General features: G+C 42.2%; 23 protein-coding genes and 6 pseudogenes. 3 read left to right on the top strand and 26 right to left on the bottom strand.

Annotated elements, in window-relative coordinates; all coding sequences use genetic code 11:
• Positions 1 to 7: 7 nt before the first annotated feature.
• From whiA to ACEWFH_RS05755, 7 genes and pseudogenes are all read right to left on the bottom strand, one after another.
• Positions 8 to 945, bottom strand: a pseudogene (whiA, locus tag ACEWFH_RS05785) (DNA-binding protein WhiA).
• A gap of 40 nt (positions 946 to 985) precedes the next feature.
• Positions 986 to 1935, bottom strand: a pseudogene (locus tag ACEWFH_RS05780) (gluconeogenesis factor YvcK family protein).
• Positions 1936 to 2811 carry an RNase adapter RapZ gene (gene rapZ / locus ACEWFH_RS05775; RefSeq protein ID WP_289494516.1) on the bottom strand — a complete coding sequence of 292 codons (876 nt, stop codon included), beginning with the start codon at positions 2809 to 2811 and terminating at the stop codon, positions 1936 to 1938.
• A gap of 50 nt (positions 2812 to 2861) precedes the next feature.
• Positions 2862 to 3320: an NUDIX hydrolase gene (locus ACEWFH_RS05770; protein WP_289494515.1), complete on the bottom strand. Its 459-nt coding sequence runs from the start codon at positions 3318 to 3320 to the stop codon at positions 2862 to 2864.
• Between the two features lie 179 nt (positions 3321 to 3499).
• A complete protein-coding gene (locus ACEWFH_RS05765; RefSeq protein ID WP_473726481.1) occupies positions 3500 to 3631 on the bottom strand; it encodes a hypothetical protein in 132 nt (43 codons plus the stop codon).
• A 211-nt stretch (positions 3632 to 3842) separates the two neighbouring features.
• Positions 3843 to 4799: a thioredoxin-disulfide reductase gene (trxB, locus tag ACEWFH_RS05760; protein ID WP_473726480.1), complete on the bottom strand. Its 957-nt coding sequence runs from the start codon at positions 4797 to 4799 to the stop codon at positions 3843 to 3845.
• A gap of 110 nt (positions 4800 to 4909) precedes the next feature.
• Positions 4910 to 6277 (bottom strand): tetratricopeptide repeat protein, encoded by a 1368-nt coding sequence (locus ACEWFH_RS05755; RefSeq protein ID WP_473726479.1) that lies wholly within the window; start codon positions 6275 to 6277, stop codon positions 4910 to 4912.
• Positions 6278 to 6833: 556 nt separating this feature from the next.
• On the opposite strand from ACEWFH_RS05755, the gene ACEWFH_RS05750 reads away from it, so the two are divergent.
• Positions 6834 to 6998, top strand: coding sequence for a hypothetical protein (locus ACEWFH_RS05750; RefSeq protein ID WP_473726478.1), 165 nt, complete (start codon positions 6834 to 6836; stop codon positions 6996 to 6998).
• Between the two features lie 25 nt (positions 6999 to 7023).
• On the opposite strand, the gene ACEWFH_RS05745 is transcribed toward ACEWFH_RS05750, so the two are convergent.
• The 9 genes and pseudogenes from ACEWFH_RS05745 to ACEWFH_RS05705 all read right to left on the bottom strand — a co-directional run bounded on the left by ACEWFH_RS05745 (position 7024) and on the right by ACEWFH_RS05705 (position 14899).
• Positions 7024 to 8381, bottom strand: a protein-coding gene (locus ACEWFH_RS05745) for an IS3 family transposase (RefSeq protein ID WP_473726477.1) whose coding sequence is annotated in 2 segments (ribosomal slippage) — positions 7024 to 7916 and positions 7916 to 8381 — 1359 coding nt in all. Because the reading frame shifts where the segments join, the coding sequence is not laid out codon by codon here.
• Between the two features lie 60 nt (positions 8382 to 8441).
• Positions 8442 to 9086, bottom strand: a complete 645-nt coding sequence (hisIE, locus tag ACEWFH_RS05740; RefSeq protein WP_473726476.1) for a bifunctional phosphoribosyl-AMP cyclohydrolase/phosphoribosyl-ATP diphosphatase HisIE — start codon at positions 9084 to 9086, stop codon at positions 8442 to 8444.
• Positions 9083 to 9841 (bottom strand): imidazole glycerol phosphate synthase subunit HisF, encoded by a 759-nt coding sequence (hisF, locus tag ACEWFH_RS05735; RefSeq protein WP_473726475.1) that lies wholly within the window; start codon positions 9839 to 9841, stop codon positions 9083 to 9085. The genes hisIE and hisF overlap by 4 nt, the downstream gene beginning before the upstream one ends.
• Entirely contained in the window at positions 9841 to 10572 is a 732-nt protein-coding gene (gene hisA / locus ACEWFH_RS05730) for a 1-(5-phosphoribosyl)-5-[(5-phosphoribosylamino)methylideneamino]imidazole-4-carboxamide isomerase (protein WP_473726474.1), read from the bottom strand. The genes hisF and hisA overlap by 1 nt, the downstream gene beginning before the upstream one ends.
• Positions 10569 to 11208: pseudogene (gene hisH / locus ACEWFH_RS05725) on the bottom strand (imidazole glycerol phosphate synthase subunit HisH). Before hisH ends, hisA begins: the two are co-directional and overlap by 4 nt.
• The gene (gene hisB / locus ACEWFH_RS05720) at positions 11209 to 11805 is read right to left on the bottom strand and encodes an imidazoleglycerol-phosphate dehydratase HisB (RefSeq protein WP_473726473.1); all 597 of its coding nucleotides are present in this window, start codon (positions 11803 to 11805) and stop codon (positions 11209 to 11211) included.
• A complete protein-coding gene (gene hisD, locus ACEWFH_RS05715; protein ID WP_473726472.1) occupies positions 11806 to 13077 on the bottom strand; it encodes a histidinol dehydrogenase in 1272 nt (423 codons plus the stop codon). It abuts the gene before it with no gap.
• On the bottom strand, positions 13074 to 13718 hold the full coding sequence (gene hisG / locus ACEWFH_RS05710; RefSeq protein ID WP_473726471.1) for an ATP phosphoribosyltransferase: 645 nt from the start codon (positions 13716 to 13718) through the stop codon (positions 13074 to 13076). Before hisG ends, hisD begins: the two co-directional genes overlap by 4 nt.
• Positions 13715 to 14899: an ATP phosphoribosyltransferase regulatory subunit gene (locus ACEWFH_RS05705; RefSeq protein WP_473726470.1), complete on the bottom strand. Its 1185-nt coding sequence runs from the start codon at positions 14897 to 14899 to the stop codon at positions 13715 to 13717. The genes hisG and ACEWFH_RS05705 overlap by 4 nt, the downstream gene beginning before the upstream one ends.
• 231 nt (positions 14900 to 15130) lie before the next feature.
• On the opposite strand from ACEWFH_RS05705, the pseudogene cax reads away from it, so the two are divergent.
• Together cax and ACEWFH_RS05695 are read left to right on the top strand one after the other, a co-directional pair.
• Positions 15131 to 16185: pseudogene (cax, locus tag ACEWFH_RS05700) on the top strand (calcium/proton exchanger).
• 164 nt (positions 16186 to 16349) lie between these two features.
• Positions 16350 to 17369, top strand: a complete 1020-nt coding sequence (locus ACEWFH_RS05695; RefSeq protein ID WP_473726469.1) for a redoxin domain-containing protein — start codon at positions 16350 to 16352, stop codon at positions 17367 to 17369.
• An 83-nt stretch (positions 17370 to 17452) separates the two neighbouring features.
• On the opposite strand, the gene ACEWFH_RS05690 is transcribed toward ACEWFH_RS05695, so the two are convergent.
• The 10 genes and pseudogenes from ACEWFH_RS05690 to ACEWFH_RS05645 all read right to left on the bottom strand — a co-directional run bounded on the left by ACEWFH_RS05690 (position 17453) and on the right by ACEWFH_RS05645 (position 24180).
• A complete protein-coding gene (locus tag ACEWFH_RS05690) occupies positions 17453 to 17614 on the bottom strand; it encodes a hypothetical protein (protein WP_473726468.1) in 162 nt (53 codons plus the stop codon).
• Entirely contained in the window at positions 17596 to 17994 is a 399-nt protein-coding gene (locus ACEWFH_RS05685) for a histidine phosphatase family protein (RefSeq protein ID WP_473726467.1), read from the bottom strand. The genes ACEWFH_RS05690 and ACEWFH_RS05685 overlap by 19 nt, the downstream gene beginning before the upstream one ends.
• Before the next feature lie 22 nt (positions 17995 to 18016).
• Positions 18017 to 18478 (bottom strand): SRPBCC family protein, encoded by a 462-nt coding sequence (locus tag ACEWFH_RS05680; RefSeq protein ID WP_473726466.1) that lies wholly within the window; start codon positions 18476 to 18478, stop codon positions 18017 to 18019.
• 109 nt (positions 18479 to 18587) lie between these two features.
• Complete coding sequence (locus ACEWFH_RS05675; protein WP_473726465.1) at positions 18588 to 18860, bottom strand: hypothetical protein; 273 nt, start codon at positions 18858 to 18860, stop codon at positions 18588 to 18590.
• Between the two features lie 69 nt (positions 18861 to 18929).
• The gene (locus ACEWFH_RS05670) at positions 18930 to 19376 is read right to left on the bottom strand and encodes a GNAT family N-acetyltransferase (protein WP_473726464.1); all 447 of its coding nucleotides are present in this window, start codon (positions 19374 to 19376) and stop codon (positions 18930 to 18932) included.
• A 116-nt stretch (positions 19377 to 19492) separates the two neighbouring features.
• Positions 19493 to 20963: pseudogene (gene putP / locus ACEWFH_RS05665) on the bottom strand (sodium/proline symporter PutP).
• A 437-nt stretch (positions 20964 to 21400) separates the two neighbouring features.
• A complete protein-coding gene (locus tag ACEWFH_RS05660; RefSeq protein WP_473726463.1) occupies positions 21401 to 21991 on the bottom strand; it encodes a hypothetical protein in 591 nt (196 codons plus the stop codon).
• Positions 21992 to 22080: 89 nt separating this feature from the next.
• A pseudogene (locus ACEWFH_RS05655) lies at positions 22081 to 22595 on the bottom strand (acyltransferase).
• Positions 22596 to 23237, bottom strand: a complete 642-nt coding sequence (gene ppaX / locus ACEWFH_RS05650; protein WP_473726462.1) for a pyrophosphatase PpaX — start codon at positions 23235 to 23237, stop codon at positions 22596 to 22598.
• Positions 23212 to 24180 (bottom strand): nucleoside recognition domain-containing protein, encoded by a 969-nt coding sequence (locus tag ACEWFH_RS05645; protein ID WP_473726461.1) that lies wholly within the window; start codon positions 24178 to 24180, stop codon positions 23212 to 23214. The genes ppaX and ACEWFH_RS05645 overlap by 26 nt, the downstream gene beginning before the upstream one ends.
• Positions 24181 to 24183: the final 3 nt, after the last annotated feature.

Raw genomic sequence — 24183 nt, 5'->3', positions numbered from 1 at the left:
TGGAACATCAATTGATGGGTTGACCGCTTCTAATTTTCGTTGCTATTTCATCAATCTTGCGTAATCGGTGATTTACACCTGATTTACTTACAGGGCCGGATGATACCATTTCGCCCAGTTCTTTAAGGGTAATTTCTTGGTGAGTTACTCTAAGCTGCGCAATTTCGCGTAATTTATCTGGAAGTTTTTCAAGTCCTACTTGTTCATCGATGAATTTGATATTCTCGACCTGTCTCATGGCAGCTCCTACCGTTTTGTTGAGGTTTGCCGTCTCACAGTTCACCAGGCGGTTTACCGAGTTCCGCATATCCTTTAAGATACGAATATCCTCAAAGAACAAAACAGCATGATGGGCGCCGATCAGGGTTAGAAACTCTGAAATCTTTTCGCCATCTTTTAAATAGATAATATAGCCTTTTTTGCGTTCTAGAACTTTCGCTTTAAGCTTAAATTTGTTCATCAGTTCTGCCAATGCAACCGTATGCTCTTCATACATCGAAAAGATTTCAAGATGATAGCTTGTCTCAGGATGATTCACCGAACCCCTGCTAAGAAAGCGCCTCTCATGTATGCACGGCGGCAGCAGCTTTTTTATTAAATTCCTCTGCAATGTTGCGGGTAAACGTAAACGCCCCGTCAATAATCTTCAAATCTTCCAACAATGCTCTTGATTCTTCTGAAACACGTACAATGTAGACATTATTCTTTTTCAAGCGCATCTTTTTCGTACTAATAGCTCTACGTGGTAAGGATATACACGCTTGATCAGCGTATAAATTCTTCTTGCGATAGCAGCATTTTCAGTCGGAATATCCAGAATCAATTTTCTGTTGCTGAAAGAGATGGAACCATTCATTCGAATCAAAGCAGCTAACTCAGCTTTTTTACAGCAATCCTTCAGTTCGAGCTGCGTTAATTCTTTTTTGTATCTGCAGCAAAAGACATCTGCATCACCACTCCTCTTCCATCCATTACAAACCATAAACTATTTTTCTAAAAGTCCTAACAGCAAGTCAGAAACCCTTTGCGCATCATGCCTTACAAGCGTGCCGTATTGAATAATATTGTCGCAGACTAGTCCGATCCCAAACGAATTTAAACGTTCCTCATCGAACTGCACTTGTGATGCCCCTTCTTCCAAGTAAAGGTCCAAAAATTCAGACGGGATCGTTTCATTGTTCACGATCACAACATCAATAAAATTATGGCCCACATGGTCGATTAATGCCTGGATGTGATCTCCTGCCGTGTAATCGGTTGTCTCACCAGGCTGTGTCATCACATTACATACATATACTCTAGGTGCCGTTGCCTCGCGAATAGCATTAGAGATTCCGTTAACAAGAAGGTTCGGCAAGATGCTCGTATATAAGCTTCCTGGTCCGATTACGATTAAGTCTGCTTCTTGTATCGCTTTAACACTCTCACGAAGAGGTTCGATCTTCTCATCTGATAAGAAAACACGTTTGATTTTCTTATTCGACAGCGGGATCTTGGATTCCCCTGTACAATCGTCCCATCTTCCAACTCTGCGCATAAAATGATGCTGTTTTTTGCAGCAGGGAGTACTTGACCTCTTACGTTTAAAACGCGACTAAGTTCCCGAATTCCGGTTAAAAAATCTCCTGTTATATCATGCATGGCCGCAAGAAGCAGGTTTCCTAGTGAGTGACCGGTAATTCCGTCGCCTACTTTAAACCTGTGCTGAAACATTTTTTCCACAAGCGGCTCAACCTCAGAAAGAGCGGCGATTACGTTTCTTACATCGCCAGGAGGAGGCATGTCATAATCCCTCCTCAACCTTCCTGAGCTGCCGCCATCATCTGCAACCGTTACGATAGCAGTGATATCAACTGGGTAGCGCTTCAGTCCGCGTAGAAGAACAGAGAGCCCTGTTCCCCCGCCAAGCACTACCACTTTCGGCTGCTTTTTCATCTATACTTTATCCTTTCCCATATCTCTGTGAGAGCTGAATGTTACATATTCTTTGGAAAGTGCATTTCCGATATATTCAGCTAGAGCTACAGAACGATGCTTCCCGCCTGTACATCCGATCCCGATGATCAACTGGCTCTTTCCTTCTCTTTTATATTGAGGAACCATAAAATGCAGGAGATCCAGCAGTTTTTCTAAGAACATGTTCGTTTCCGGCCATTTTAATACGTACTCAGAAATGTCTGCTTCAAGTCCTGTTCTTGGTCTCATGTGTTCAATATAGTGCGGGTTCGGTAAGAAGCGAACATCAAATACTAAGTCAGCATCGATCGGCATACCGTACTTAAATCCGAATGACATCACATTAATCGTAAACGGATGAGCGGCATTAGCAGAAAAGCGCTGAATGATTCGCTCACGCAACTGAAGCGGTTTTAAGTCAGACGTATCCAACACTTGCTGAGCTCTTCCCTTTAGTTCTTCGAGCATCTCCCGTTCTTGCGTGATGCCTTGAAGAGGGTTTCCGCTTTTCGCTAGCGGATGTGAGCGGCGCGTTTCTTTATAACGCCTTACAAGCGTTGCATCTTTACAATCTAAATATAAAATCTGCGGCTGAACATCGGATGAGACTGCTAATTGATCGAGCGTTGAGAACAACTGATCAAAAAATTCACGGCCGCGCAGATCCATCACAAGCGCGACTTTGTTCAGTTTGCCAGCAGATTCTTGCATCAATTCTACAAATTTAGGGAGTAGTGCAGGTGGCAGATTATCAACACAGAAAAAGCCTAAATCTTCAAAGCTCTGCATGGCTACCGTCTTCCCGGCCCCTGACATTCCTGTAATAATCACCATTTGTACATCATGTCTTTCCATGCCATTTCCCCCAGTAAGCTATGTTCAATTCATATGCGGCTAGCCCAGAGTTATGCTGGATCTAAGCGATATGCAAGCAGTTCAAAATCAGGTGTATACGTAAACGTGCCAAAAATCATGTTGCTTCCATTAGTCATGTAATCAAGAATATGATGGTCTCCTGGCGCCATCGGAAGTTCACGAACTTCTTCAACAGACTTCCAAGACAGAATTCCTTCTTCACATTCTTCTAATGCAACACCTTCTGAATCGGTTGCAAAAAAGGTAAACATCATCCACTCAGAGACGATTTTGTCACCTTCTTTAATAATAAAATTAAAGACACCTTTAAGTTGAGGATTCTTCAGATAGATCCCTGTTTCTTCGCGGTACTCCCGAATAACAGAATCCCGAATGGACTCGGTAGACTCCATTTTCCCACCGGGTGCTACCCACCAGCCCCGTCTAGGCTTTTGAAGCAGAAGCACTTGATTGTCTCTAATTAACACACAGTTTGTTACTCTTTGCACTTGTTTCACCTCAGGGCTATGTCCTACTTGTTAGTATACTAAATTATGTAACCCCTCACAATACAGAGGTCTCAAGGGTTTGACGTATTTTAGCATTCTAATTTATGGTATTGATCTTTTTTTATTATGTGAAAAAATACCCTATTAAATGAGCTTTATCCATGGAGTTTTTGCACTTTTCAATGATGTCTTAGAGAGTAGTTGATTTCCGTTTCAGATGCTCGCTTTCCGCGGGGCAGGCGGTGAGCCACATTTGGACGTTTCACTCTTAAGTGTCTCACCTGCCCGCCTGTCCCGCAGGAGTCTCGCATCTTACACTCCAATCAATTTTCAATGAAGAGATTAGAAATGAATTTAGTATCCTTTTTTAAGTATTTTTTTCGCATTTTTACTATATGTGACAAAGCGCATAAAAAAGGACACGAAGCATAGCTCCGTGTCAAAGTCTTGCCTTTATAAAAAGGGGGTCAATTTCTTATTTTTATATTACCCCACAATTGTTTCACCACTGTTACAATCACATTAATTGGAAGTTACGTTTTTTAGCTTTTCAGCTAAGCTCTCCACATAGTGCTGAGCCGCTTGTGCAGCAATACTTCCATCACCTGTTGCCGTAACAATCTGACGAAGTGTTTTTTCACGAATATCTCCAGCTGCAAAGATGCCAGGGATTCTCGTTTCCATTTGTTCGTTTGTTTCAACATAGCCGTTTTCGTTCGTGATGCCAAGATCTTTAAACGCAGCGTTTAGCGGCAGCATTCCGATGTATATGAAAACACCATCCGCTGAGAAGTCTTGTTTTTCACCTGTTTCAGAATGAACAAGGGTTACTTTATTCACTTTGTTGTTTTCGCCGTGAATTTCTTTTACAGAATGATTCCAGATAAAGTCGATCTTATCGTTGTCAAATGCGCGCTGCTGAAGGATCTTTTGCGCACGAAGCTTATCACGTCTGTGAACGATTGTTACTTTTGATGCGAAGCGAGTTAAGTAAACTCCCTCTTCAACAGCAGAGTCACCACCGCCGACAACAACGAGTTCACGGTTTTTAAAGAATGCTCCATCACACACTGCACAATACGAAACACCGCGACCAGAAAATTCTTTTTCGCCCGGTACGCCAAGTTTCTTATATTCAGCACCGGTTGAGATGATAATCGAACGTGCTTTATATGTTTTGCTTCCAGCTTTGATCGTTTTGTACTCTTCACCGTCGATGATCTCTTTCACATCACCATAGGCGTATTCAGCACCGAATTTTTTTGCGTGTTCGAACATTTTGTTAGATAGTTCCGGTCCTAGAATGTGATCAAAACCAGGATAGTTTTCAACGTCTTCTGTGTTTGCCATCTGTCCGCCAGGGATACCTCGTTCAATCATAATCGTATCCAGGTTAGCGCGGGAAGTATAGACCGCTGCTGTCATACCAGCTGGTCCTGCACCAAGAATGGCAACATCATAAATTTTTTCTTCAGTCATTAAAGCCCACTCCTTATATAAGGAAATTCTTATTTGCTATATCTCTATCCTATAGGCTCATAGGAGTAAAGTCCATCATTCTGCTCAGACGTTCCGATTTACCCAGCCAATCAGTTTTTTGATTCGTAAGGACAGCATAGAAACCGAGATTTCGTACTGCTCAGCAACGGCTTTTGGGTAGATCGTCCTTTTTGCTTGCGAGCTAAGTGATCGATTGCCGCAGCGATCGCTTTTTGATTATCAAAAATTCCTTCTCCAGACAGTTCAGCAAACTTAATCGCTTCTGACCAATAAAACAGAACCTGTTCATCAAGTGTGGAACCTTTTTCTTTTATAAAAAGAAGAACATCGAGTGCCGCGCTAATGATTTCAGAGGGACGTCCTACTTCCACAAGTTCGTCATCATGTGCTAATTTAACCGGCAGTTGCGGCTGATGCTCTAGCATTATGTTTGCAGCAATCTCTTTTGCGAGAAGAGATTCTTCTTTACGCAGGCAAAAATCACGAAGGGTCGCATAGGCCTCTTCATTTTTATTCCCTCGCAAAAGAAATAAATGCGTAATTTTGTGTTTTTCCAGTCCTTTACGCACCTGCTGAATATGTTCCATCGCTTTCATTTGACGATCTTTTTTAGGTTTGTTCTGATTGCTTGTAGGAATGCGGTATTGATAGTCTCCACCTGTAATGGACAGCTCATCCTTCATCGCTTTTTCTATATAAAACGGCGCAACATGGCCTTCTGGGTCAAGCTCTATCACTTTTTTCCACGTCTTTAAAGAGAGCTCTTTCTGTCCGAGCGCAAAATACGAAACCGCTAGCATATGTGTTGTTACCGGATCATAAACAAATGATGATTTTTTCAAAGTCTGAAGCCATTTGTTTGCGTAAATATGCTCTTCTAATAACCCGAACGTATTTCCAAGCTTGTAACGGTGCTCAGGGTGCATCGGGTGTACCATTTTTAACCGTTCAACCAGCTTCCCGCCAGGCTCGTCCATACCTAAATGGAACAAAAAGATCGCTAAATTACAAAGAGCATTCAGATTACCTGGATTTTTATCCAACACATCCTGAAGAACATCCATTGCTTCATCAAATTCGCTTTTATAAAAATGTGTGAGTGCTAAGTTGTTATAAGCCGCCCAAAACTTAGGGTGGTCTGTAATGATTGCGCGCAGTTGCTGCTGTGCAAGCGGCAGATCTCCCCGTTCGATCGACTGCCTAGCTTCATCATGCAGTTTGATTAACTCTTCTTCTGTAGAAAGAGGTAAATTAACAGACTTGTTTCCTGTTTCAAGTGAAATGAGATCTAAGAGTTCTTGTGTATCATCAACAAATTCGCCATCCGGATCGTTTTCAATATATAAACGGGCATGTTCTTCCGCGTCCGAATACATTCCTAAATGCGCAAAGTTATTCGCAAGGAAAAAGTGACATTCGGAGAGATCAGAACCTGCCTGCTCTAAAGCGTTCAACAAATGTTTATTGGATTCTTCATATTCACCGATCTCAGCAAGCGTTGAAGCAAGCTGACATAAAAAGAGGGCTCTTCCGGCTGGAAGGTAACGGCCCGCTCAAACATTTTTTTGCTGTATATAGATCACGCCTGTTATAGGCTTTTATTCCTTTTTCAAAAAAGTAATCCCCATCCTGGATAAAGGGAAGAACACGGCCGCTAGCTGCACTGGCACTTTTTTGTTTATGCATAATTTAGTTCCTCCATCCACTATGTAAACTCCTAATCATTCTTCCACGTTTTTAGTTTACAAAGTTTTCAACCCAAAAATTATAACACAGGCTAAATAGAGTAACACCCCTTAAACTGTAAATAATGGGCAGGAAAGTTTCGACAAAAAATGATGAAGAGAGGTGAAGCAGGAGAATGGAGTGAGGGCATAGCTTTTTGGAGGGAGCATGAACTTCATGTTTTAAAGAAATGCTCTACTTGATTAAGATTATTGCTTTTGATTTTTTCTTCACTCGCAAGTTGATTGGAGTGTAAGATGCGAGACTACCGCTAGGACAGGTGGGCAGGTGAGACACTTAAGAGTGAAACGTCCGAATGTGGCTCACCGCCTGCCCCGCGGAAAGCGAGCAACCTGGAACGTAAATCAACTACTTTCAAGAACAACATGGGTTACCCGAACAGACATAGAAATATTGTTACACACAAAAAAAACAACCGAGAAATTGATCTGAACCCAAAAAGTTAGACATTAGGATTTTAGGCGGCCTGTGAGGCATGCGTCCGGTATTGTACCGGGCTCATGCCTTTTAATTTGGCCTTAATCCGTTTGTGGTTATAGTATTGTATGTATTCTTCCAGTTCACGCTTAAAATGTTCCATGCTATCAAACTCGTATAGATAAAGCAATTCAGATTTCAATACGGCAAAGAAACTCTCCATGGCAGCGTTATCGAGGCAATTCCTCTTGCGGGACATGCTTTGGGTGATTCCGTGCTCTTTCAGTGAGTGCTGGTATTGCTTCATCTGGTAATGCCATCCCTGGTCAGAATGAAGGATGGGGGAATCTCCTTCTTTCAAGCGTTCAAAGACTTGATCCAGCATTTTTGAAACCAGATGATAAACAGGACGCTGTTCCATATTGTAGGCAATAATTTCACCGTTGTATAAATCAATAACCGGGGAAATGTATAGCTTTTCACCATGCAAGTGGATTTCCGTCACATCCGTTGCCAATTTCTCAAGGGGCTTGGATGCGAAGAAATCGCGCTTAATTTTATCAGAAGTAATTCGACCTTCCTGCCCGCGGTAGGACTTGTACTTCTTCATCCGTACAAGGCTTTTTAACCCGAGCTGTCCCATGAGACGGCGGACTGTTTTGTGATTAATGCCGATCCCCCTGTTGCGAAGCTCTAAGGTAATACGGCGATACCCGTACCGCCCTTTGTGCTCATGGTAGATTTCCCCGATGACCTCTTTGATCTCCTTGTATTTATCAGGACGGTCCATTTGTTTGACCCAGTAGTAATACGTGCTGCGAGGCATCCCAGCTGCTCTAATCAAATCTCTCACCTTATACTCATGCCTTAACTGATGGATTATTTGTGCTTTGTCCAGTTCGGTGATTTTTCTCTTTCTTGAATTAAGGCATGTAACTTTTTTAAGTAGGCATTCTCCGCACGAAGACGCTCATTCTCAGCCTGTAATAGCTGTTCAGATCCTTCAGGTAATGCTGGTTTCTTTGGTTCCTGCGGTTTCTTTTTCATAGACGGACGCCCCTTTTCCTTTGGTTTCAGAGCGTCCGGCCCATCCTTCTCCACCTTCCGTTTCCATGAGATGATGGTCTGGTGAGAAGGAATCTTAAATATAGCTGCCGTATGCATAAGGGACGCTCCAGTGTCGTTCATATAATTGAGTACGTCCATTTTAAATTGAATATCATATTTTGTATAGGTGGATAGGAGTCCTTTTTCTCCGCTTTCTTTATAATGGTTTACCCAGTTTTTCAACTGGGTGGAATTAATATTGAACTGATTTGCGATTTCTTGGAACGAAGCCTTTCCCTCAAGATAAGCAAAGACAGCCTGTAATTTTACCTCAAAAGAATATTTAGTCAAAAAAACTGCACCTCCAATTGTTAGTGGTGTCTAACAATTGGGGTGCAGTTCAAATCACCCTCAGTTGTCTTTTTTCGTATGTCTTTCTTTTAACGTAGCTAAAATCTCGTCCAATGGAACTCTTTGCTCCTGTAATAGGACCAATACATGATACAGCAGGTCAGAAACTTCCCACTTCAGCTCTTCAGGATCACGATTTTTTGCCGCGATAATTACTTCGCCCGCTTCTTCTCCAACCTTTTTCAAAATCTTGTCGACTCCGTGTTCAAAAAGGTATGTCGTGTACGCTCCTTCAGGCATCTCATGCTCTCGTTTTGCGATAATTTCTTGCAGCTCTGTCAAAATTCCATATCGATCAGGGTTTGGCTCATCCACTTTATCATCTACACTATAAAGCGTTTCTGAAAAACAGCTGTATGCGCCCGTATGGCATGCTGGTCCTTTAGGGTCAACGAGAACGACAACAGCGTCCTGATCGCAATCATAGCGGATGCTTTTTACTTTTTGTGTGTTACCCGATGTCTCACCTTTGTGCCATAATTCTTGCCGGGATCTTGAAAAGAATACCGTTTCACCAATTTCGACTGTTTTTTCAAGCGATTCTCGGTTCATATACGCGACAGTCAATACCTCTTTTGATTGATAATCCTGGACTACGGCAGGAATCAGTCCTTTTTCGTCAAAGTTCAGCTTTTCCAAATTCATCGAACAGACACCCCCAACTTTCGCAATTCTGTCTTTACCTCTGCAATCGATGTTTCTTTATAATGAAAAATACTAGCAGCAAGTCCAGCGTCTGCTTTGCCAGCCGTAAATGCATCATAAAAATGCTCTGAAGACCCGGCACCGCCTGATGCAATGACAGGAACCGTTACGGCTTCACTCACAGCTTTAGTCAGTTCTAAGTTAAACCCGGACTTTTCTCCGTCTTGATCCATGCTGGTTAGCAGAATCTCTCCAGCGCCTCGGTTGACAGCCTCTTTCGCCCATTCAGTGACTTCCCACTGAGTGGGTTTACGCCCTCCATGGGTATATACACGCCATGAGCCAAGTTCTTCATCATACTTTGCGTCAATCGCAACAACGATGCATTGTGCGCCAAAATAATCAGATCCTTCTGTGATCAATTCAGGCCGCAAAACGGCTGCTGTATTCACAGAAACCTTGTCAGCGCCTGCTCGTAAAACTCGCTTTATGTCTTCAAGTTTGTTAATACCGCCGCCGACTGTAAAGGGAATCGCCAGTTCTGCGGCAACTCGTTCGACCACTTCAACCATCGTGTCACGGCCTTCGTGACTCGCAGAAATATCTAAAAACACGAGCTCATCTGCACCTTCTGAATCATAAAAGCGTGCTAGTTCAACAGGGTCACCAGCATCAACGAGATTGAGAAACTGAATGCCTTTTACTACTCGTCCTTCTTTAACGTCCAAACAAGGAATAATTCGCTTAGTCAGCATTACTTCACACTTCCTAACGCATCTGACAATGTGAAACGCTCTGTATACAGCGCTTTGCCGATAATGGCACCGGCAATTTTACGTTCATCATTTTTTAAGTTCACCAGATCCTCGATGGAACTGACACCGCCTGATGCAATCACTTCTTTTCCTGTGATGCCGGCTAATTCGCCGATTGCTTCAACATTTGGTCCTTGCAGCATACCGTCCTTTGATATGTCGGTAAAAATAAAGGTTTGTGCACCTTCTTCTACCAGTCGCTTCGCTAAGTCGACAGCTCTTATATGTGATGTTTCGAGCCATCCTTCTGTTGCAACGAATCCATCACGCGCATCGAGTCCGATTGCCACTCTAGACCCACCATAGCGAGCTAATGCTTCTCTAACAAAATCTGGGTTAGAAACAGCAGCACTTCCTAAGATCACACGGTCAACGCCAGCATCCAAATAATAAGAGACGTCTTCCATCGAACGGATGCCTCCACCGATCTGTACTTTTGCGGGAAGTTCTTTTGCAACACGTAGCACATGCTCGTGATTAATTTTCTTGCCGTCCTTTGCACCATCGAGGTCAACCATATGAATCCACTCTGCACCTTGATCTGCAAACTGTTTGGCCATATCAAACGGAGAATCTCCGTAGATCGTCTCTTGATTGTAATCACCTTGCATTAATCTTACGCATTTCCCGTTACGCATATCAATGGCCGGATAAAGTATAAATGTACTCATCTTTGTTTTCCCTCCTCAACAAAACGGCAAAAATTTTGCAGCATTCCCATGCCCGTTTCAGAACTTTTTCCGGGTGAAACTGCGTACCCATGATCCTGCCGCTTCCTACAACAGCAGGAACTTCAACGTCTTCATAGTTCGCGACCGCAGCCAGAACTTCTCGATTTTCAGTTTGCACGACAAAGGAATGTACGAAATAAACATACCCTTCATCTAAACCCTTTAATAACGGCTGATCATTTTGTAAAAAGGTAAGGTTATTCCACCCCATATGTGGCACTTTATATGAACTGCCTTCACTTGTTTTTCCTGAAAAACGCTCAACTTTTCCGGGCAGAAGTCCAAGCCCTTTTGTTAAACCGTTCTCTGTACTTTCTTCAAACAGAAGCTGCATGCCAAGACAGATGCCCATCAGTGGCTTTCCGCTAGCTGCTTCTTTTTTATAAAATCAGCAAGTCCCGTTTTTCCCAATTCATTCATCGCATCTTTAAATGAACCTACTCCAGGAAGAAGTAACCCATCAACCTCATGAAGTTCCTCTGGATTACCTGAAAGGATGTATGGCTGGTTGATTCTTTTTAATGCGGAACAGACAGAGTGAAGATTGCCCATCCCATAGTCGATAATTCCGATCATTTATAACATTCCTTTCGTAGAAGGCACTCCTTTAACACGTGGATCAATCTGTGTTGCTTCATCTAACGCTTTTGTAAATGCTTTAAAAATGGCTTCAATGATATGATGCGTGTTTGAGCCATAGTGAACGATCACATGCAGATTCATTCTTGCTTCTAGTGCAAGCTTCCAGAAAAATTCATGCACGAGTTCTGTATCGAACGTACCGACTTTTTGACTCGGAAACTCTGCCCGAAACTCTAGATGAGGACGGTTTGAAAGATCGATCACGACTTGAGCAAGCGTTTCGTCCATCGGCACAAACGCATTTCCGTAACGTTTAATGCCACGCTTGTCACCTAGAGCTCCTTGAATGGCTTGTCCAAGACAGATGCCCACGTCTTCTGTTGTATGATGGTCATCAATCTCAACATCTCCTGCTGCATTTACCGTCAGATCAAAATGTCCATGACGCGCGATCGCGTCTAACATATGGTTTAAGAATGGGACGGGTGTTTGAATATCGGCTTGCCCTTCTCCATCAATATCTAGAGACAGACTGATTTGTGTTTCTTTTGTATTTCGTTCAATGGTATGTTGTCGTAGATGCTTTTCCATTTACTTGTCCTCCAGTCGAATATCAATCGCTCTCGCATGTGCTTCTAGTCCTTCTAAGCGGGCAAATGCTGAAATCTTCCGACCATTTTCGTTGATCGCTTGCTCGCTATAACGGATGACACTTGATTTTTTCGTAAAATCATCCACATTGAGCGGACTTGAAAAGCGTGCTGTTCCACTCGTCGGAAGAACGTGGTTGCTGCCTGCAAAATAATCTCCAACCGGCTCTGAGCTATGTTCTCCAAGAAAAATAGCTCCCGCGTGTTTAATTTTCCCGAGAAGACTCATCGGGTCTTGCGTCATAATCTCTAAGTGTTCAGGTGCGATTTGGTTGATTACATCTGCGCCTTCTGAAAGTGAACTTACGATATAGATGGCTCCATAGTCCTGAATTGCCTGCATGGCGATCTCTTTTCTTGGAAGTTGTGCGAGCTGTGATTCCACTTCTGTGGCGACTTTTTCAGCAAGTTCCTTTGATGTCGTTACTAATACAGCAGCAGAACGCGGATCATGCTCTGCTTGTGAGAGTAGATCTGCTGCAATATATCGCGCGTTTGCTGTTTCATCGGCAAGTACAGCAATTTCGCTCGGACCTGCAATCATATCAATATCACAGACTCCAAAGACTTCGCGCTTTGCTAGAGCCACAAATATATTACCTGGCCCTACAATCTTATCCGTCTTTGGCACCGATTCTGTTCCGTACGCGAGTGCTCCAATTGCTTGTGCCCCGCCGATTTTAAACATTCGTTTAACACCTGCTATGGAAGCTGCTGCTAATACGGCAGCCGGGAGCTTTCCATCCTTACCAGGAGGTGACACGAGGACGATTTCCTCCACACCTGCAACAGCTGCAGGTATTACACCCATTAATACCGACGACGGGTAAGCCGCTGTTCCACCTGGAACGTAAACACCTACAGAATCGAGCGGTGTTACTTTTTGACCTAATAATGTGCCATCTTCGCGGGTGAAAAACCAAGATTGTCGCTTTTGTTTTTCATGATACTCGCGAATGTTCGCTGCAGCTTCCTTTATGATTTCAATCATTTCCGAATCAAGAGAAGAGATTGCTTCATCAATTTCAGATTTCGTCACTTCAAGTGATTGCAAAGAAACACCATCAAGCTTTTCCGTATATTGAAAAAGGGCTTTATCCCCCTCAGCTTTCACGTTTTGGAGAATCTCAAGAACAGCTTTTCTTTGCACTTCTGTATTTTGTTCTACGCTTCTTTCAAGGTTTTTCAATTCCGATACAGCTTGTATTTTCATTGAATAGCCTCCTTGCTTTCAACGAGAGTACGCATCCGTTCAACGAGATCGTTGATGCGTGCTGCATGAAGTCTGTAGCTAGCTGGATTCACAATTAAACGTGAAGTGATATCTGCGATTTTTTCAAGTTCAACGAGTCCGTTTTCTTTTAACGTCCTGCCTGTTGAAACGATATCGACAATACGATCAGCTAGCCCAATTAAAGGCGCGAGCTCGATCGATCCGTTCAATTTGATTACTTCCACTTGCTGTCCTTGCTCTCTGAAATAATGAGAAGCGACATTCGGATACTTTGAAGCAATTTTAGGTGCTACCTTTTGATAATTCCCGTCCGGCAGACCCGCAACAGCCAAATAGCATTCAGAGATTTTAAGGTCCAGCACTTCATAAACATCCCGCTCTTCTTCAAGCATCACGTCTTTTCCTGCGATTCCGATATCAGCTACCCCGTGTTCCACATAGGTTGGAACGTCCATCGGTTTTGCCAAAATAAATCGAAGACCTGCTTCAGGAGCATCAATGATCAATTTTCTGGATTCATCAAATTCAGGCGGCAGCGGATAACCTGCCTGTCTTAGCAGATCCACCGCTTCTTCAAAAATTCTTCCTTTAGGCATTGCCATCGTTAAAACCGTACTCATGAAAAGTCCTCTCCTTGCTGACTTCCGATTAGATAATGAACTTCATCGAAACGTTTGCTGAATTCATCCACGTTTTTTACCCCAGACAGATCTTGCATCACAACATATGCGCCTTCTTCTCGTTTGGATTTTGCCGTTTGAAGCGCTTCTTTTCTACGCTCTCCTGTATATAAAATACACTGTCTTTTTTTATTGTCGTTTTTATTTCCTAACGCTTCTACAAAATAGTCCATTCGGATTGCAAAACCGATCGCCGGTGCTTTTCGATCAAAGCGACTGAGCAGATCATCATAACGGCCACCACTGGCAATCGGTGCACCGATTCCAGCTGCGTATCCTTCAAACACAATTCCTGTGTAATAGCTCATGTGACTGAACAGTGTAAAATCAAAAACAATATGCTGTGCCGCATCATACTCTTCAAGAAGGCTGTATAACGTCTTTAATTCCTGAAGGGTTTGCTGTCCGTTGACATTCGGATTTAGAGCCAATGCTTCATCAAGGACTTCAACACCGCCTCTTAAGTCCAATAGTTTTAATAAGCGCTGTGTATCAATGGATGAAAGCGGCAGCTGCTTTACATGTGACGTGTATCCAACATAATTTTTTTCATTTAAATAACGAAGCAGTTCACCTGCTCGGCTGTCATTTCCTAAAATATCTGCAAGTAGCTCTTGTACAAACCCAATATGACCAACAGCGACAGTAAATGATGTGATGCCGCTCTTTCTGATCACCTCTGTCATAAGTGCGAGTGCTTCTGCTTCTGCACTTGCCGTTCCTTCGCCGATCAATTCAATGCCCACTTGTTCAAACTCAGCTGGCCGTCCGCCTTCACGCTGCTGAGCACGGAAAACAGGAGAACTATATGCAAGGCGCAGGGGATAAGCGACATGTTTCATACTCGAAGATACGACCCTCGCAATTGGAGCTGTCATGTCTGGGCGAAGAACTAATGTTTTTCCTTCCATATCGAGCAGTTTAAAGAGCTGCTGATCTAAAATAGCAGAAGCCTCACCAACTGTATCGTGATATTCAAGTGTAGGAGTCTGAATGAATTGATAACCCCAAGACTCCATTTCTCTTTTTATTGTATTTTTAATGTCTTCATTTTTTTGATAAAACGCAGGCAGCGTATCGCGCATTCCTGCTGGCTTTTCAAATACAAACGGTTTTGACATGTTCCTTCATCCTTTATATGTGAAGTGAATTTTAATGTATTATTATTAAACAATGCTTTAGTTCGCTAATATACTACCATGATAAAGATTTAGTTGTAAGTCTACACGTCCTATTAGAAACTGTCAACCAATTCACGCGAATTTTCTGTTTCTTTTTAGGAGTTAAGAAAATGGATTTCAGGGAATAGTATGTAAAAATAAAATCATACATACGAAAGGACGGAATGCGTCTTGTTTAATCGCATCTTTTTTATTGCCATCATTATTGGTGTACCGCTTTCTGTTATCGGGAGTATGCTGCATTGGCCAGCTGTTATACTTTTTGTTATCTATTGTGCGACGATCGTTGCCCTTGCCGGTTATATGGGGCGCGCCACTGAAAGTCTGGCCATTGTTGCCGGGCCTAGGATAGGCGGCTTGCTGAATGCCACATTCGGAAATGCTGTCGAACTAATCATTTCTATTTTCGCCTTAAAAGCAGGGCTCATAAGTGTAGTATTAGCGTCATTGACGGGTTCTGTACTCGGAAATCTTTTACTAGTTGGCGGATTGTCCTTTTTTATAGGAGGATTAAAGTTCAAACAGCAAAAGTTTAACGTCTATGATGCCCGCCATAATGCTGGGTTGCTTATTTTCGCTGTTGTAGTCGCTTTTGTTTTCCCTGAGGTCTTTTCTTATAAACTGAACGATGCCGATTCGCTCACATTAAGTGTTTGGGTTGCTGTAATCATGATTGTTCTTTATATTGCCGCCTTGTTATTTAAGCTCGTTACCCACCGTGGTGTGTATCAGTCAGAGCACGATGACGCACATTCAGATGAAACGGCTGAATGGAGCAAATGGAAGGCCTTGATTATTCTTGCCCTCTCAACGGTTGCCGTTGCTTATGTTTCTGAAAAACTCGTTCATACGTTTGAAGAAGTTGGAGAAACGCTTGGGTGGAGTGAAGTATTTATTGGGGTAATCATCGTTGCGATCGTCGGAAATGCGGCAGAGCACGCTTCAGCCATCATTATGGCTTACAAGAATAAGATGAACGTTGCTGTAGAGATCGCCATCGGTTCAACGCTCCAGATTGCGATGTTTGTCGCACCGCTACTTGTATTGATTTCTCTGTTTTTGAAAAATCAATGGCACTCGTATTTACATTACCTGAACTCGTTGCAATGGTGTTATCCGTTTTCCTGACGATCTCCTTAACAAGCGACGGAGACACGAACTGGTTTGAAGGCCTTACCTTGCTAGCTGCCTATCTGATCATGGGTGTAGGGTTTTATCTTCTATAGGATCGATGATTTTTAAAGTGGTGAAGGCTGTTTTAGCCTTCGCCGTTTTTTGTGTGTCTGTAAGTAAACGACTTAAACAGGGCCTATCTTTTAAGCAAAATAGGCATAAAAACAATAAAACTTTGATACAGTTTAAAATAAAGGACAAGTTTAGGGCGGGTGTAATGATGGAGAATTATTTATCGATCGGATCTTTTCCGGTAAAAATGGTGTGGCTTGCGATTTTGGGTTCAGCTTTGATTGCTTATGGAATCATTAACCTAAAACTTAGAAAAGAACCCGATAAAAAGCAGCTTGTAGACGTATTAAGTAATGCGGTCGTGCTGTGCTGGTTCGTATGGAAGATTAGCTATGCGGTGTTGCATCCTATTCTAATTGTTAAACAACCGTTTAATATTTTGTATTTTAATGGCGGAGAAACCGGCCTAGTTCTCGGGATTATTGGCTCAGTTCTCTATCTTTTATGGACATCTGGAAAACGGGAGCTCGATAGAAGCCGAGTATTTTACACTGGAATATTAGCCCTCACACTTTTCTTTGCGTTTTATTATGGAGCGCATTGTGCGGCTACCAAACTTTTAGCTGATGCATTGATCTCACTGTTTTTCGCAATCCTCTCCATCTACTTATATACGCTAGGCTCTTTTGAGTTAAGAAAAACCGTGCTTTCTATGCTTGTCACTGCACTCTTCTTTTCGATCCTTACGAATACTCCGCTCGGAGGCAAGAAAGAGCAAGCTGTCACAACGGCTGCATCTGGCATCAAAAACGGAAACCGCGCGCCTGATTTCGAACTAAAAACGCTCGAAGGAGATAAGGTGAAATTATCTGATTTCAGAGGAAAGGTCGTGTTTGTTAACATTTGGGCAACCTGGTGTCCTCCGTGCCGTGCAGAAATGCCAGAAATGGTGCGTTATTATAAAGATCATTCATCTAAAAACGTAGAAGTCCTAGCGGTAAACTTAACAGACAGCGATTCTGAAAAAGAAGTTAAAAAGTTTGCGCAAGAGTATAAGCTGAACTTCCCTGTTCTTTTAGATCCAGAAGGAAAAGTAGGAAATACGTACAAAACGGTCACGATCCCCACGACTTTTATTATCGATAAAAAAGGAATCATCCAACAAAAGCATATCGGTCCGATGAGTTACGAGATGATGGAAGACTTTTATCAGGCCGCTCAATAATTAAAAAAACTGGCATCAACACTTTTTGTTAAGTGTTGATGCCAGTTTTTCTTATATACAAACTCACACCATTTCAGCAGAAATCAAATCTTCTCAAACAAATATAGCTTCGCATTCTGGGGTCTGCCTAACCTTGGTCCCTTAAACCCTCTTCGGATCAGTTCTTTTCTCATAAACATCATGAGTGCACCATGACTGACCACCAGCGCATTTTCGCCGTTCTCCTCTAAAATGCGGTCAACCATTTTGAAACCCGCTTCTCCACATCGGTTCTGCGCTCGAGCTGTGATTTATGGTTAAAAAACCAAGCCGTACGAATACAAAGCGGATAAAGAATCATCGGAATCTTAATATCTCGTTTAAAAAATGGATACACAGGAATTTCACGAAGATCATCCGTTTTGATTAATTCACCATCATATATTTTTTCTGCGGTAAACTCTGCTCGTCGAACCGTGCTGGAATAGCATTTTTGCCAAGTGATGCCGCCTAGATCCACCTCTGTTTCTTCCACATCTGACGCTTCATATTCTTTCATCCATTGATCAAATTCAGACGGCGTAATCCATTTTTCAGTCGGGTAGCCTCGTGTCACTTTAAAATGACGTACCAGTCCAATCTTCATCGTCTATCACTGCTTTCTCTCTTTATGTATGATCCTTGCTTTCCGCTATCTTTTTTAATGCTTTAGCTCGTCCAACTAAAAAATTCGTCATGTACTTTTCTAAAAACAGCCAATCTGCTAATCTGCCAATCACGCCTATCGGAGACGTATAGTGAAAGTGGTCCACCATCACCGTTCCGTTCTCTTTCTGTTCAAAGGTGTGCGTGTGAACGAATGAGTGAAAAGCTCCTTTTACCATCACGTCTACGAACATATGTGGTCGGTCCATTTCAATAATTTTGGCTATAAGTCTTTGTTTTACACCAAGATGCACAGCCTCCCATGTAACAGAGTCCCCTATTTCCATAAGACCTGTCGTTACCCCGCCCACTGCTCTTTCTTTCGTATGGGACGTCGTTTGTGTGTGTACATCAACGTTCCGAGCAAGGTCGAAGCACAGTTCTGGAGAAGCTTTTATAAATTCTCGATGTTCAATAATGGGCATTTCTATGACTCTCTTTCTATACGATTTAAAAAACAACACCCCATTAGTTGAGGTGCTGCACACTACATTATTCATTAACTATTCCACGTATAAAAGGAAATTCCTTCACTCACATGATCCTTAAAAAACAGATTAAGTCAGGCATCGTAAAATAACTTCTATAATCCTCGTTCAGCCCGAAGACATCTTTTACATAAACAATTCCGAGCTGCTCTTTTTTATCAAATAGAATTAGGCCGTAACCGTCCCTCATCGTAAAGATAACCGGACACCCTAGGTCCAAACTGTAGGTAAACTGTTCCTCGTTTTCAACTGGTATTAATGACTCTTGCGTATAAAGCGGCCCTAAAAACCACTGCTTCACTTTTTCTTTTATACCCATGTCATTCACCCCGCTTATACAATCATATGCGGGCGCTGCTATTCACCGTTACTGCTTTTAAACAATTGTTTACTTTCCGAGCCTTTTTTCCAAAATTATTTTATGTAATCCTTCTTTATTCGTATACGTTTCAATCACATCAAAACCACTTTTAATATTCAAAATTAACATGCCGCGCCACTTGTTCATCGTTTTTGTTTGCACAACAGAATAACCATTTTCCTTTAGATACATATGCTGCAGATCCATTAACTTTGAAGCGACTCCTTGTCCTCTGTAATTAAAATCCACTCCTCCTAGCCAGCTGTAATAGTTGTTTTGATTCAGCTCATACCCAATTTTATAACCAATAACATGGTCATCATGCTGAGCAACAACAATGGTTAACTGAGGTTTAGATTTCATTTTGGAAAGAAAGTCGGGTGAATTGCCAAAAATTTTGTAATGCAAATCAAGTATTCCTTTTAAGATATCACCCTGCGGCAATGAATCAAAAAGTGAGTATCCTATTTTCACTTCGATTCCTCCTCAATTTAAATCAAACTGGAGATGGACCTTTGATAACCCCTACTCTAACAAAAAACTGACCAATATGAGCACAAAAGCGCATGATGGTCAGTCCCTTCACTCTATTAACTTACTAAACGCTTCGTTTCTTCAAATTCTTCTTGAATGACAGTGCTTGGTGCCTTGGTCATGAGACTCACAACCACAATCGTTAGTGAACATGCGATGAAACCAGGGATGATTTCATATACATCTGCAAATGCCGGGATCAGCTCCCAAACGATAACCGTTACAGCTCCGACTACGATACCAGCGAACGCTGCCCACTTTGTCATGCGTTTCCAATATAGACTAAACAATACGACCGGTCCGAACGCTGCACCAAATCCAGCCCATGCATAGCCTACTAGATTCAGTATTGTTTCACTCGGATTCAGTGCCATCACAAAAGCAATTACGGCAACCGCCAAAACAGCTAAACGCCCTACTAGCACGAGCTCCTTATCAGAAGCAGAACGTTTTACGAATGCTTTGTAAAAGTCTTCTGTTAAAGCACTTGACGTCACAAGCAATTGAGAAGAAATCGTACTCATAACAGCCGCTAGAATAGCAGCTAACAAGAAACCAGTAATAATCGGGTGGAACAATACTTCAGATAATAAGATAAATACCGTTTCGGCTTTCGCCTCACCTAAAGGAGCACCCGCTTGATTAAAATAAGCAATCCCAACAAGTCCTGTAAACATCGCTCCAACGATGGAGAAGATCATCCAGCCCATTCCGATTCGTCTAGCGCTCTTCATCTCTTTTACAGACGAGATCGCCATAAAGCGGACGATAATCATGCGGCTGCCCGAAGTAACCTAAGCCCCATGCAAGTAATGAGATGATGCCGATTAAGCTTGTCCCTGTAAATGCATCGAGTAGGGTTGGGCTAATACTTTCAATCTCGTTAAACGAGGCATCCCATCCGCCAACTTTCAAGATTGCAACAAGCGGAACAAGAATTAACGCCACAAACATGATGGCCCCTTGAACGAAATCCGTGTAGCTTACTGCTAAAAAACCGCCGAATAATGTATAAATAATAACTACTCCAGCTGTAAGCAAGATTCCCCACATGTAGTTCAGGCCAAATGCTGTTTCAAACAATTGTCCGCCTGCAACCATTCCAGAAGACGTATAAAAAGTAAAGAAAATCACGATAATCACAGCAGATGTGATTCGCAGAATGCGAGACGAATCTTTAAAGCGATTCTCAAAATAATCTGGAATCGTGATTGAGTTGTTCGCTACTTCTGTATATGTTCGAAGACGCGGTGCAACAAAAAGCCAGTTCAGATAAGCTCCTGCACACAATCCTACAACAATCCATCCAGCACTCAAACCTGACACGTACATTGCACCCGGAAGACCCATCAATAGCCATCCGCTCATATCTGATGCACCTGCACTAAGTGCCGTAACGGCCGGTCCAAGGTTTCTTCCGCCAAGCATATAATCAGTGAGGTTGTCGGTCTTGCGATACGCATACAAACCGATCAGCACCATACCAATCATATAAAGACTAATTGAAAAAATAACACCGTAATCCATATTCAGTTTTCCTCCTGCCTTCTCATGTTGTTAAAACGCTTTCAATTTTTCAAAAATTTAAAAAAGGAACATTTTTATTATAAATATATTTTTCAACAAAAGGAATAGATTTTTTTGAAAGGGGTCTACATTGGGGCTTGTAAGGCTGCTTAATCGACATCATATTACGAAAATCAGCGTTTTTGAGGGTAATTAAAGAATCAGATAGATACCTCATTGATTTAATTTCACCATATTCAGCAATAATTTCACCTTTATAGCTCTTATTTTGAAAAATAAGCGCTATATATTCACCAATTCGGCTGATTTAATGACGAGTCTACAATCCTCGACAAATCTCGCTCAGCCTATCTTCTCTTACCGAGACCCCCATTCTTCACACATCAAAAAAACTGGTACCCATTTAAAAGACGTTTGGGCGCCAGTTTTTAATCACTTTATAATTTTTTTCGTCTTAAACGTTTGACTTTAACAAATTGATTCGTGAACTGATCCAGCTCTTCGTCCCGGTAGATGTAGAAGAATCTATGGTGATGGCCATCTTTCATTTCTGTCAGGTCACACTTCATGTAGTCGTCCAGTTCTTGACGCGTCAATTCGACCGTATACATTTTGCCATGACTCGGAATATCCAATTGAATCTCGTTTAAAAAATGGAGTTCTTTTAATAAATAAATAGAAGTATCAAGGAGAAATTCACAGATTAAGTCTTCTGTTCCAAAGTAGTGTTGAAAATGTTCGCGTGTAAACGCAATATGAGGTACGTTACGTTTGTAGGTAGAATAATCGCCGTAGAAAACCAGCTTTGCACGTTGGCTTTGAAGTTCGTAATGCTTAACAAGACCGTGGCCTTTCATTTTTGACACAGCTGTACGGAAACGATAGGTATCGCGGGCAGCCAACTGTTCGGCCTTATTTTGTGGATGTGATGCTTTCGGTGCATGCTGAGACTGACAGTTGTCTTCAACGAGGTGTCCAATTTTAAACGTGTTCTTCATAAAAACGATCGAGAATGATTTCCTTCTCATAGTATGCGCCTCCAGCTTTCGCTTTTTTGCCTGTTTTAAGTATACGACTAAACACAAGAAAACCCAAGAGGGGAACTTCCGACAAATTTCTAGCTGTTTTCCATTTCCCTCTTCGAACGTTCTTCTTTTGTATAAATAACCTGCATCGGATTGCCGCCAACGAAAGAACCTTCTGGGACATTTTTGTGGACGAGTGTTCCGGCAGATACAATCGCACCATCACCAATCGTGACACCTGGGAGAATCGTGGAATTCGCACCAATCATCACTTCATCACCCACAATCACATCACCTAGACGATATTCTTTTATTAAATATTCGTGAGCTAAAATTGTTGTGTTATAGCCGATTACACAGTTCTTCCCTACCGAAATCCGTTCTGGGAACATGATATCCGGCATGACCATCAGTGCAAAAGCCGTTCCTTCACCGACTTTCATCTTCAAAAAGTACGGTACAGCCAATTTTTAACCGGCAAAAATGGCGTGTAACGAGCGACTTGAATGGCAATGAAATTTTTCACAACTTTCCAGAAAGGAACCGTATCATACACCTGGTACAACGAGTTCCTCCCTTTGACCGGATAACGCTCTGTATTACGCAATTATCTCTCTCCTAAAACATCCAGCAAATCCGTCATCTCATTTAGCATGAAATCCGGATTAAACTGCTGCAAATAGTCGTTGCCGCGAATGGTCCAAGCCACACCAGCTGTTTGTGTTCCTGCGTTCTGCCCAGCAAGAATATCATACTTGCTATCGCCAACCATGATGGCTTGTTCTGGTGTAGATCTTAGCAACGCAAGGGCTTTTTGAATCGGTTCTGGATCAGGCTTCGCTTTTTCAACATCATCAAGTGTAACAACCGTTTGAAAAAATTTGTCGAGTCCAACGAGTCTCAAGCCCATCTCAACCGTATTTCTCATTTTTGTCGTTACAATGCCCAGTTTATAGCCCTTTTTATACAATTCTTCTACCGTTTCAAAAACTCCTTCAAACTCTGTTACAAGCTCATCATGATGAGAGATATTATGTTCACGGTACGTTTGGACTAAGTCTTGCACTTTTTCCTTATCAAACTGTTCCATCGTTTCAACAAGCGGCATCCCCATCAATGGAAGGATATGTTCACGGTTGTATTGTTCAGGAAAGTGTTTATCCAGTGTATAAAGAAAAGAAGCGATGATCAGTTCATTTGTGTTGATCAATGTTCCGTCTAAATCAAATAGTATGGTGTCGCGTTTCATGTTGTAATTCCTCTCTTGTTAAACTATTTTTCCGCTCCATCTTGTTCCAGAAATAAGCTACGACAATAGTAAGTACGATGGCGGTCACGACTCTAATGATCAAGAGCGGAAGCACCGGGATACCGAGCGGAACAAAAACAAGCGTATCTTCTACAACAGCATGACAGCTAACAAGAAATATAAAAGCAAGATACAGATCTTTCTTTGATACGCCGTCTTCTTTTGCTGCCTGCATCATAACACCTGCCCCATACGCGAGACCGATCGTAAGTCCAGCAGCCATCGTCATGGACGTGTTTTCTTTCATTCCTAAAAGTTTCATAGCAGGAGCCATCCAGTTCGAAAACTTGTTCAGCCAGCCTTTGTCCTTCATATATTGCATGATGATCATGAGTGGTATCACAATAAGTGCGAGCTGCAGAATGCCAAGAGATGCTTTTTCAAGCGCGGTAAGCGTGATTTCTCCCCAGCCATTTGGTGCTGCTTCAGGCTTTGAAATAAAACCGTATTGCGCTTTTTCTGTTCCGCCATCCCATAAAAGGTTGATCATGAAAGCTGAGAAAAGTGCTAATCCGATACGCACATGCAAAATCACCCATAGTTTAATGCCAACACTCGCCGCAACACCTGACTCAATAAACAAGTTATGAGAAAACGAAAGCATAACAGCCAGAATAAAAACATCTTGAACCGTTAATGAGTCAAGCGTTAAAATACCGCCTATTCCCGCATAAAGGTTAAGAAAATTCCCGAGTACGAGCGGAATTGCCGCTTCACCCGGTAAACCAATCCATTTCATAGCTGGTGACAGAACGGAAATCAGCCAATCCAATACAGGCGTATGGCTAAGGAGTGTGATGATTAACGTTACAGGAAAGATGATCTTTCCTAGCGTCCAAGTGGTTTTCAAGCCTGCAAGCGTGCCTTTTTTTAACGTTTCCACTTT

This window comes from Fictibacillus sp. EA-CB0309, from assembly GCF_055814265.1.
This window is presented reverse-complemented; position numbering and strand designations above follow the sequence as displayed.

Bases quoted from the DNA above. Each gene is read 5' to 3' on its own strand.
- hisA (WP_473726474.1), bottom strand. From the start codon at position 10,572: ATGAGTACATTTATACTTTATCCGGCCATTGATATGCGTAACGGGAAA.
- ACEWFH_RS05680 (WP_473726466.1), bottom strand. From the start codon at position 18,478: ATGCCCATTATTGAACATCGAGAATTTATAAAAGCTTCTCCAGAACTG.
- hisG (WP_473726471.1), bottom strand. From the start codon at position 13,718: ATGAGTACGGTTTTAACGATGGCAATGCCTAAAGGAAGAATTTTTGAA.
- hisB (WP_473726473.1), bottom strand. From the start codon at position 11,805: ATGGAAAAGCATCTACGACAACATACCATTGAACGAAATACAAAAGAA.
- ACEWFH_RS05695 (WP_473726469.1), top strand. From the start codon at position 16,350: ATGATGGAGAATTATTTATCGATCGGATCTTTTCCGGTAAAAATGGTG.
- ACEWFH_RS05660 (WP_473726463.1), bottom strand. From the start codon at position 21,991: ATGAGAAGGAAATCATTCTCGATCGTTTTTATGAAGAACACGTTTAAA.
- hisIE (WP_473726476.1), bottom strand. From the start codon at position 9,086: ATGAATTTGGAAAAGCTGAACTTTGACGAAAAAGGACTGATTCCTGCC.
- trxB (WP_473726480.1), bottom strand. From the start codon at position 4,799: ATGACTGAAGAAAAAATTTATGATGTTGCCATTCTTGGTGCAGGACCA.
- hisD (WP_473726472.1), bottom strand. From the start codon at position 13,077: ATGAAAATACAAGCTGTATCGGAATTGAAAAACCTTGAAAGAAGCGTA.
- ACEWFH_RS05765 (WP_473726481.1), bottom strand. From the start codon at position 3,631: ATGCGAGACTCCTGCGGGACAGGCGGGCAGGTGAGACACTTAAGAGTG.
- ppaX (WP_473726462.1), bottom strand. From the start codon at position 23,237: ATGAAACGCGACACCATACTATTTGATTTAGACGGAACATTGATCAAC.
- ACEWFH_RS05685 (WP_473726467.1), bottom strand. From the start codon at position 17,994: ATGAAGATTGGACTGGTACGTCATTTTAAAGTGACACGAGGCTACCCG.
- hisF (WP_473726475.1), bottom strand. From the start codon at position 9,841: ATGCTGACTAAGCGAATTATTCCTTGTTTGGACGTTAAAGAAGGACGA.
- ACEWFH_RS05705 (WP_473726470.1), bottom strand. From the start codon at position 14,899: ATGTCAAAACCGTTTGTATTTGAAAAGCCAGCAGGAATGCGCGATACG.
- ACEWFH_RS05690 (WP_473726468.1), bottom strand. From the start codon at position 17,614: ATGGTTGACCGCATTTTAGAGGAGAACGGCGAAAATGCGCTGGTGGTC.
- ACEWFH_RS05675 (WP_473726465.1), bottom strand. From the start codon at position 18,860: ATGGGTATAAAAGAAAAAGTGAAGCAGTGGTTTTTAGGGCCGCTTTAT.
- rapZ (WP_289494516.1), bottom strand. From the start codon at position 2,811: ATGGAAAGACATGATGTACAAATGGTGATTATTACAGGAATGTCAGGG.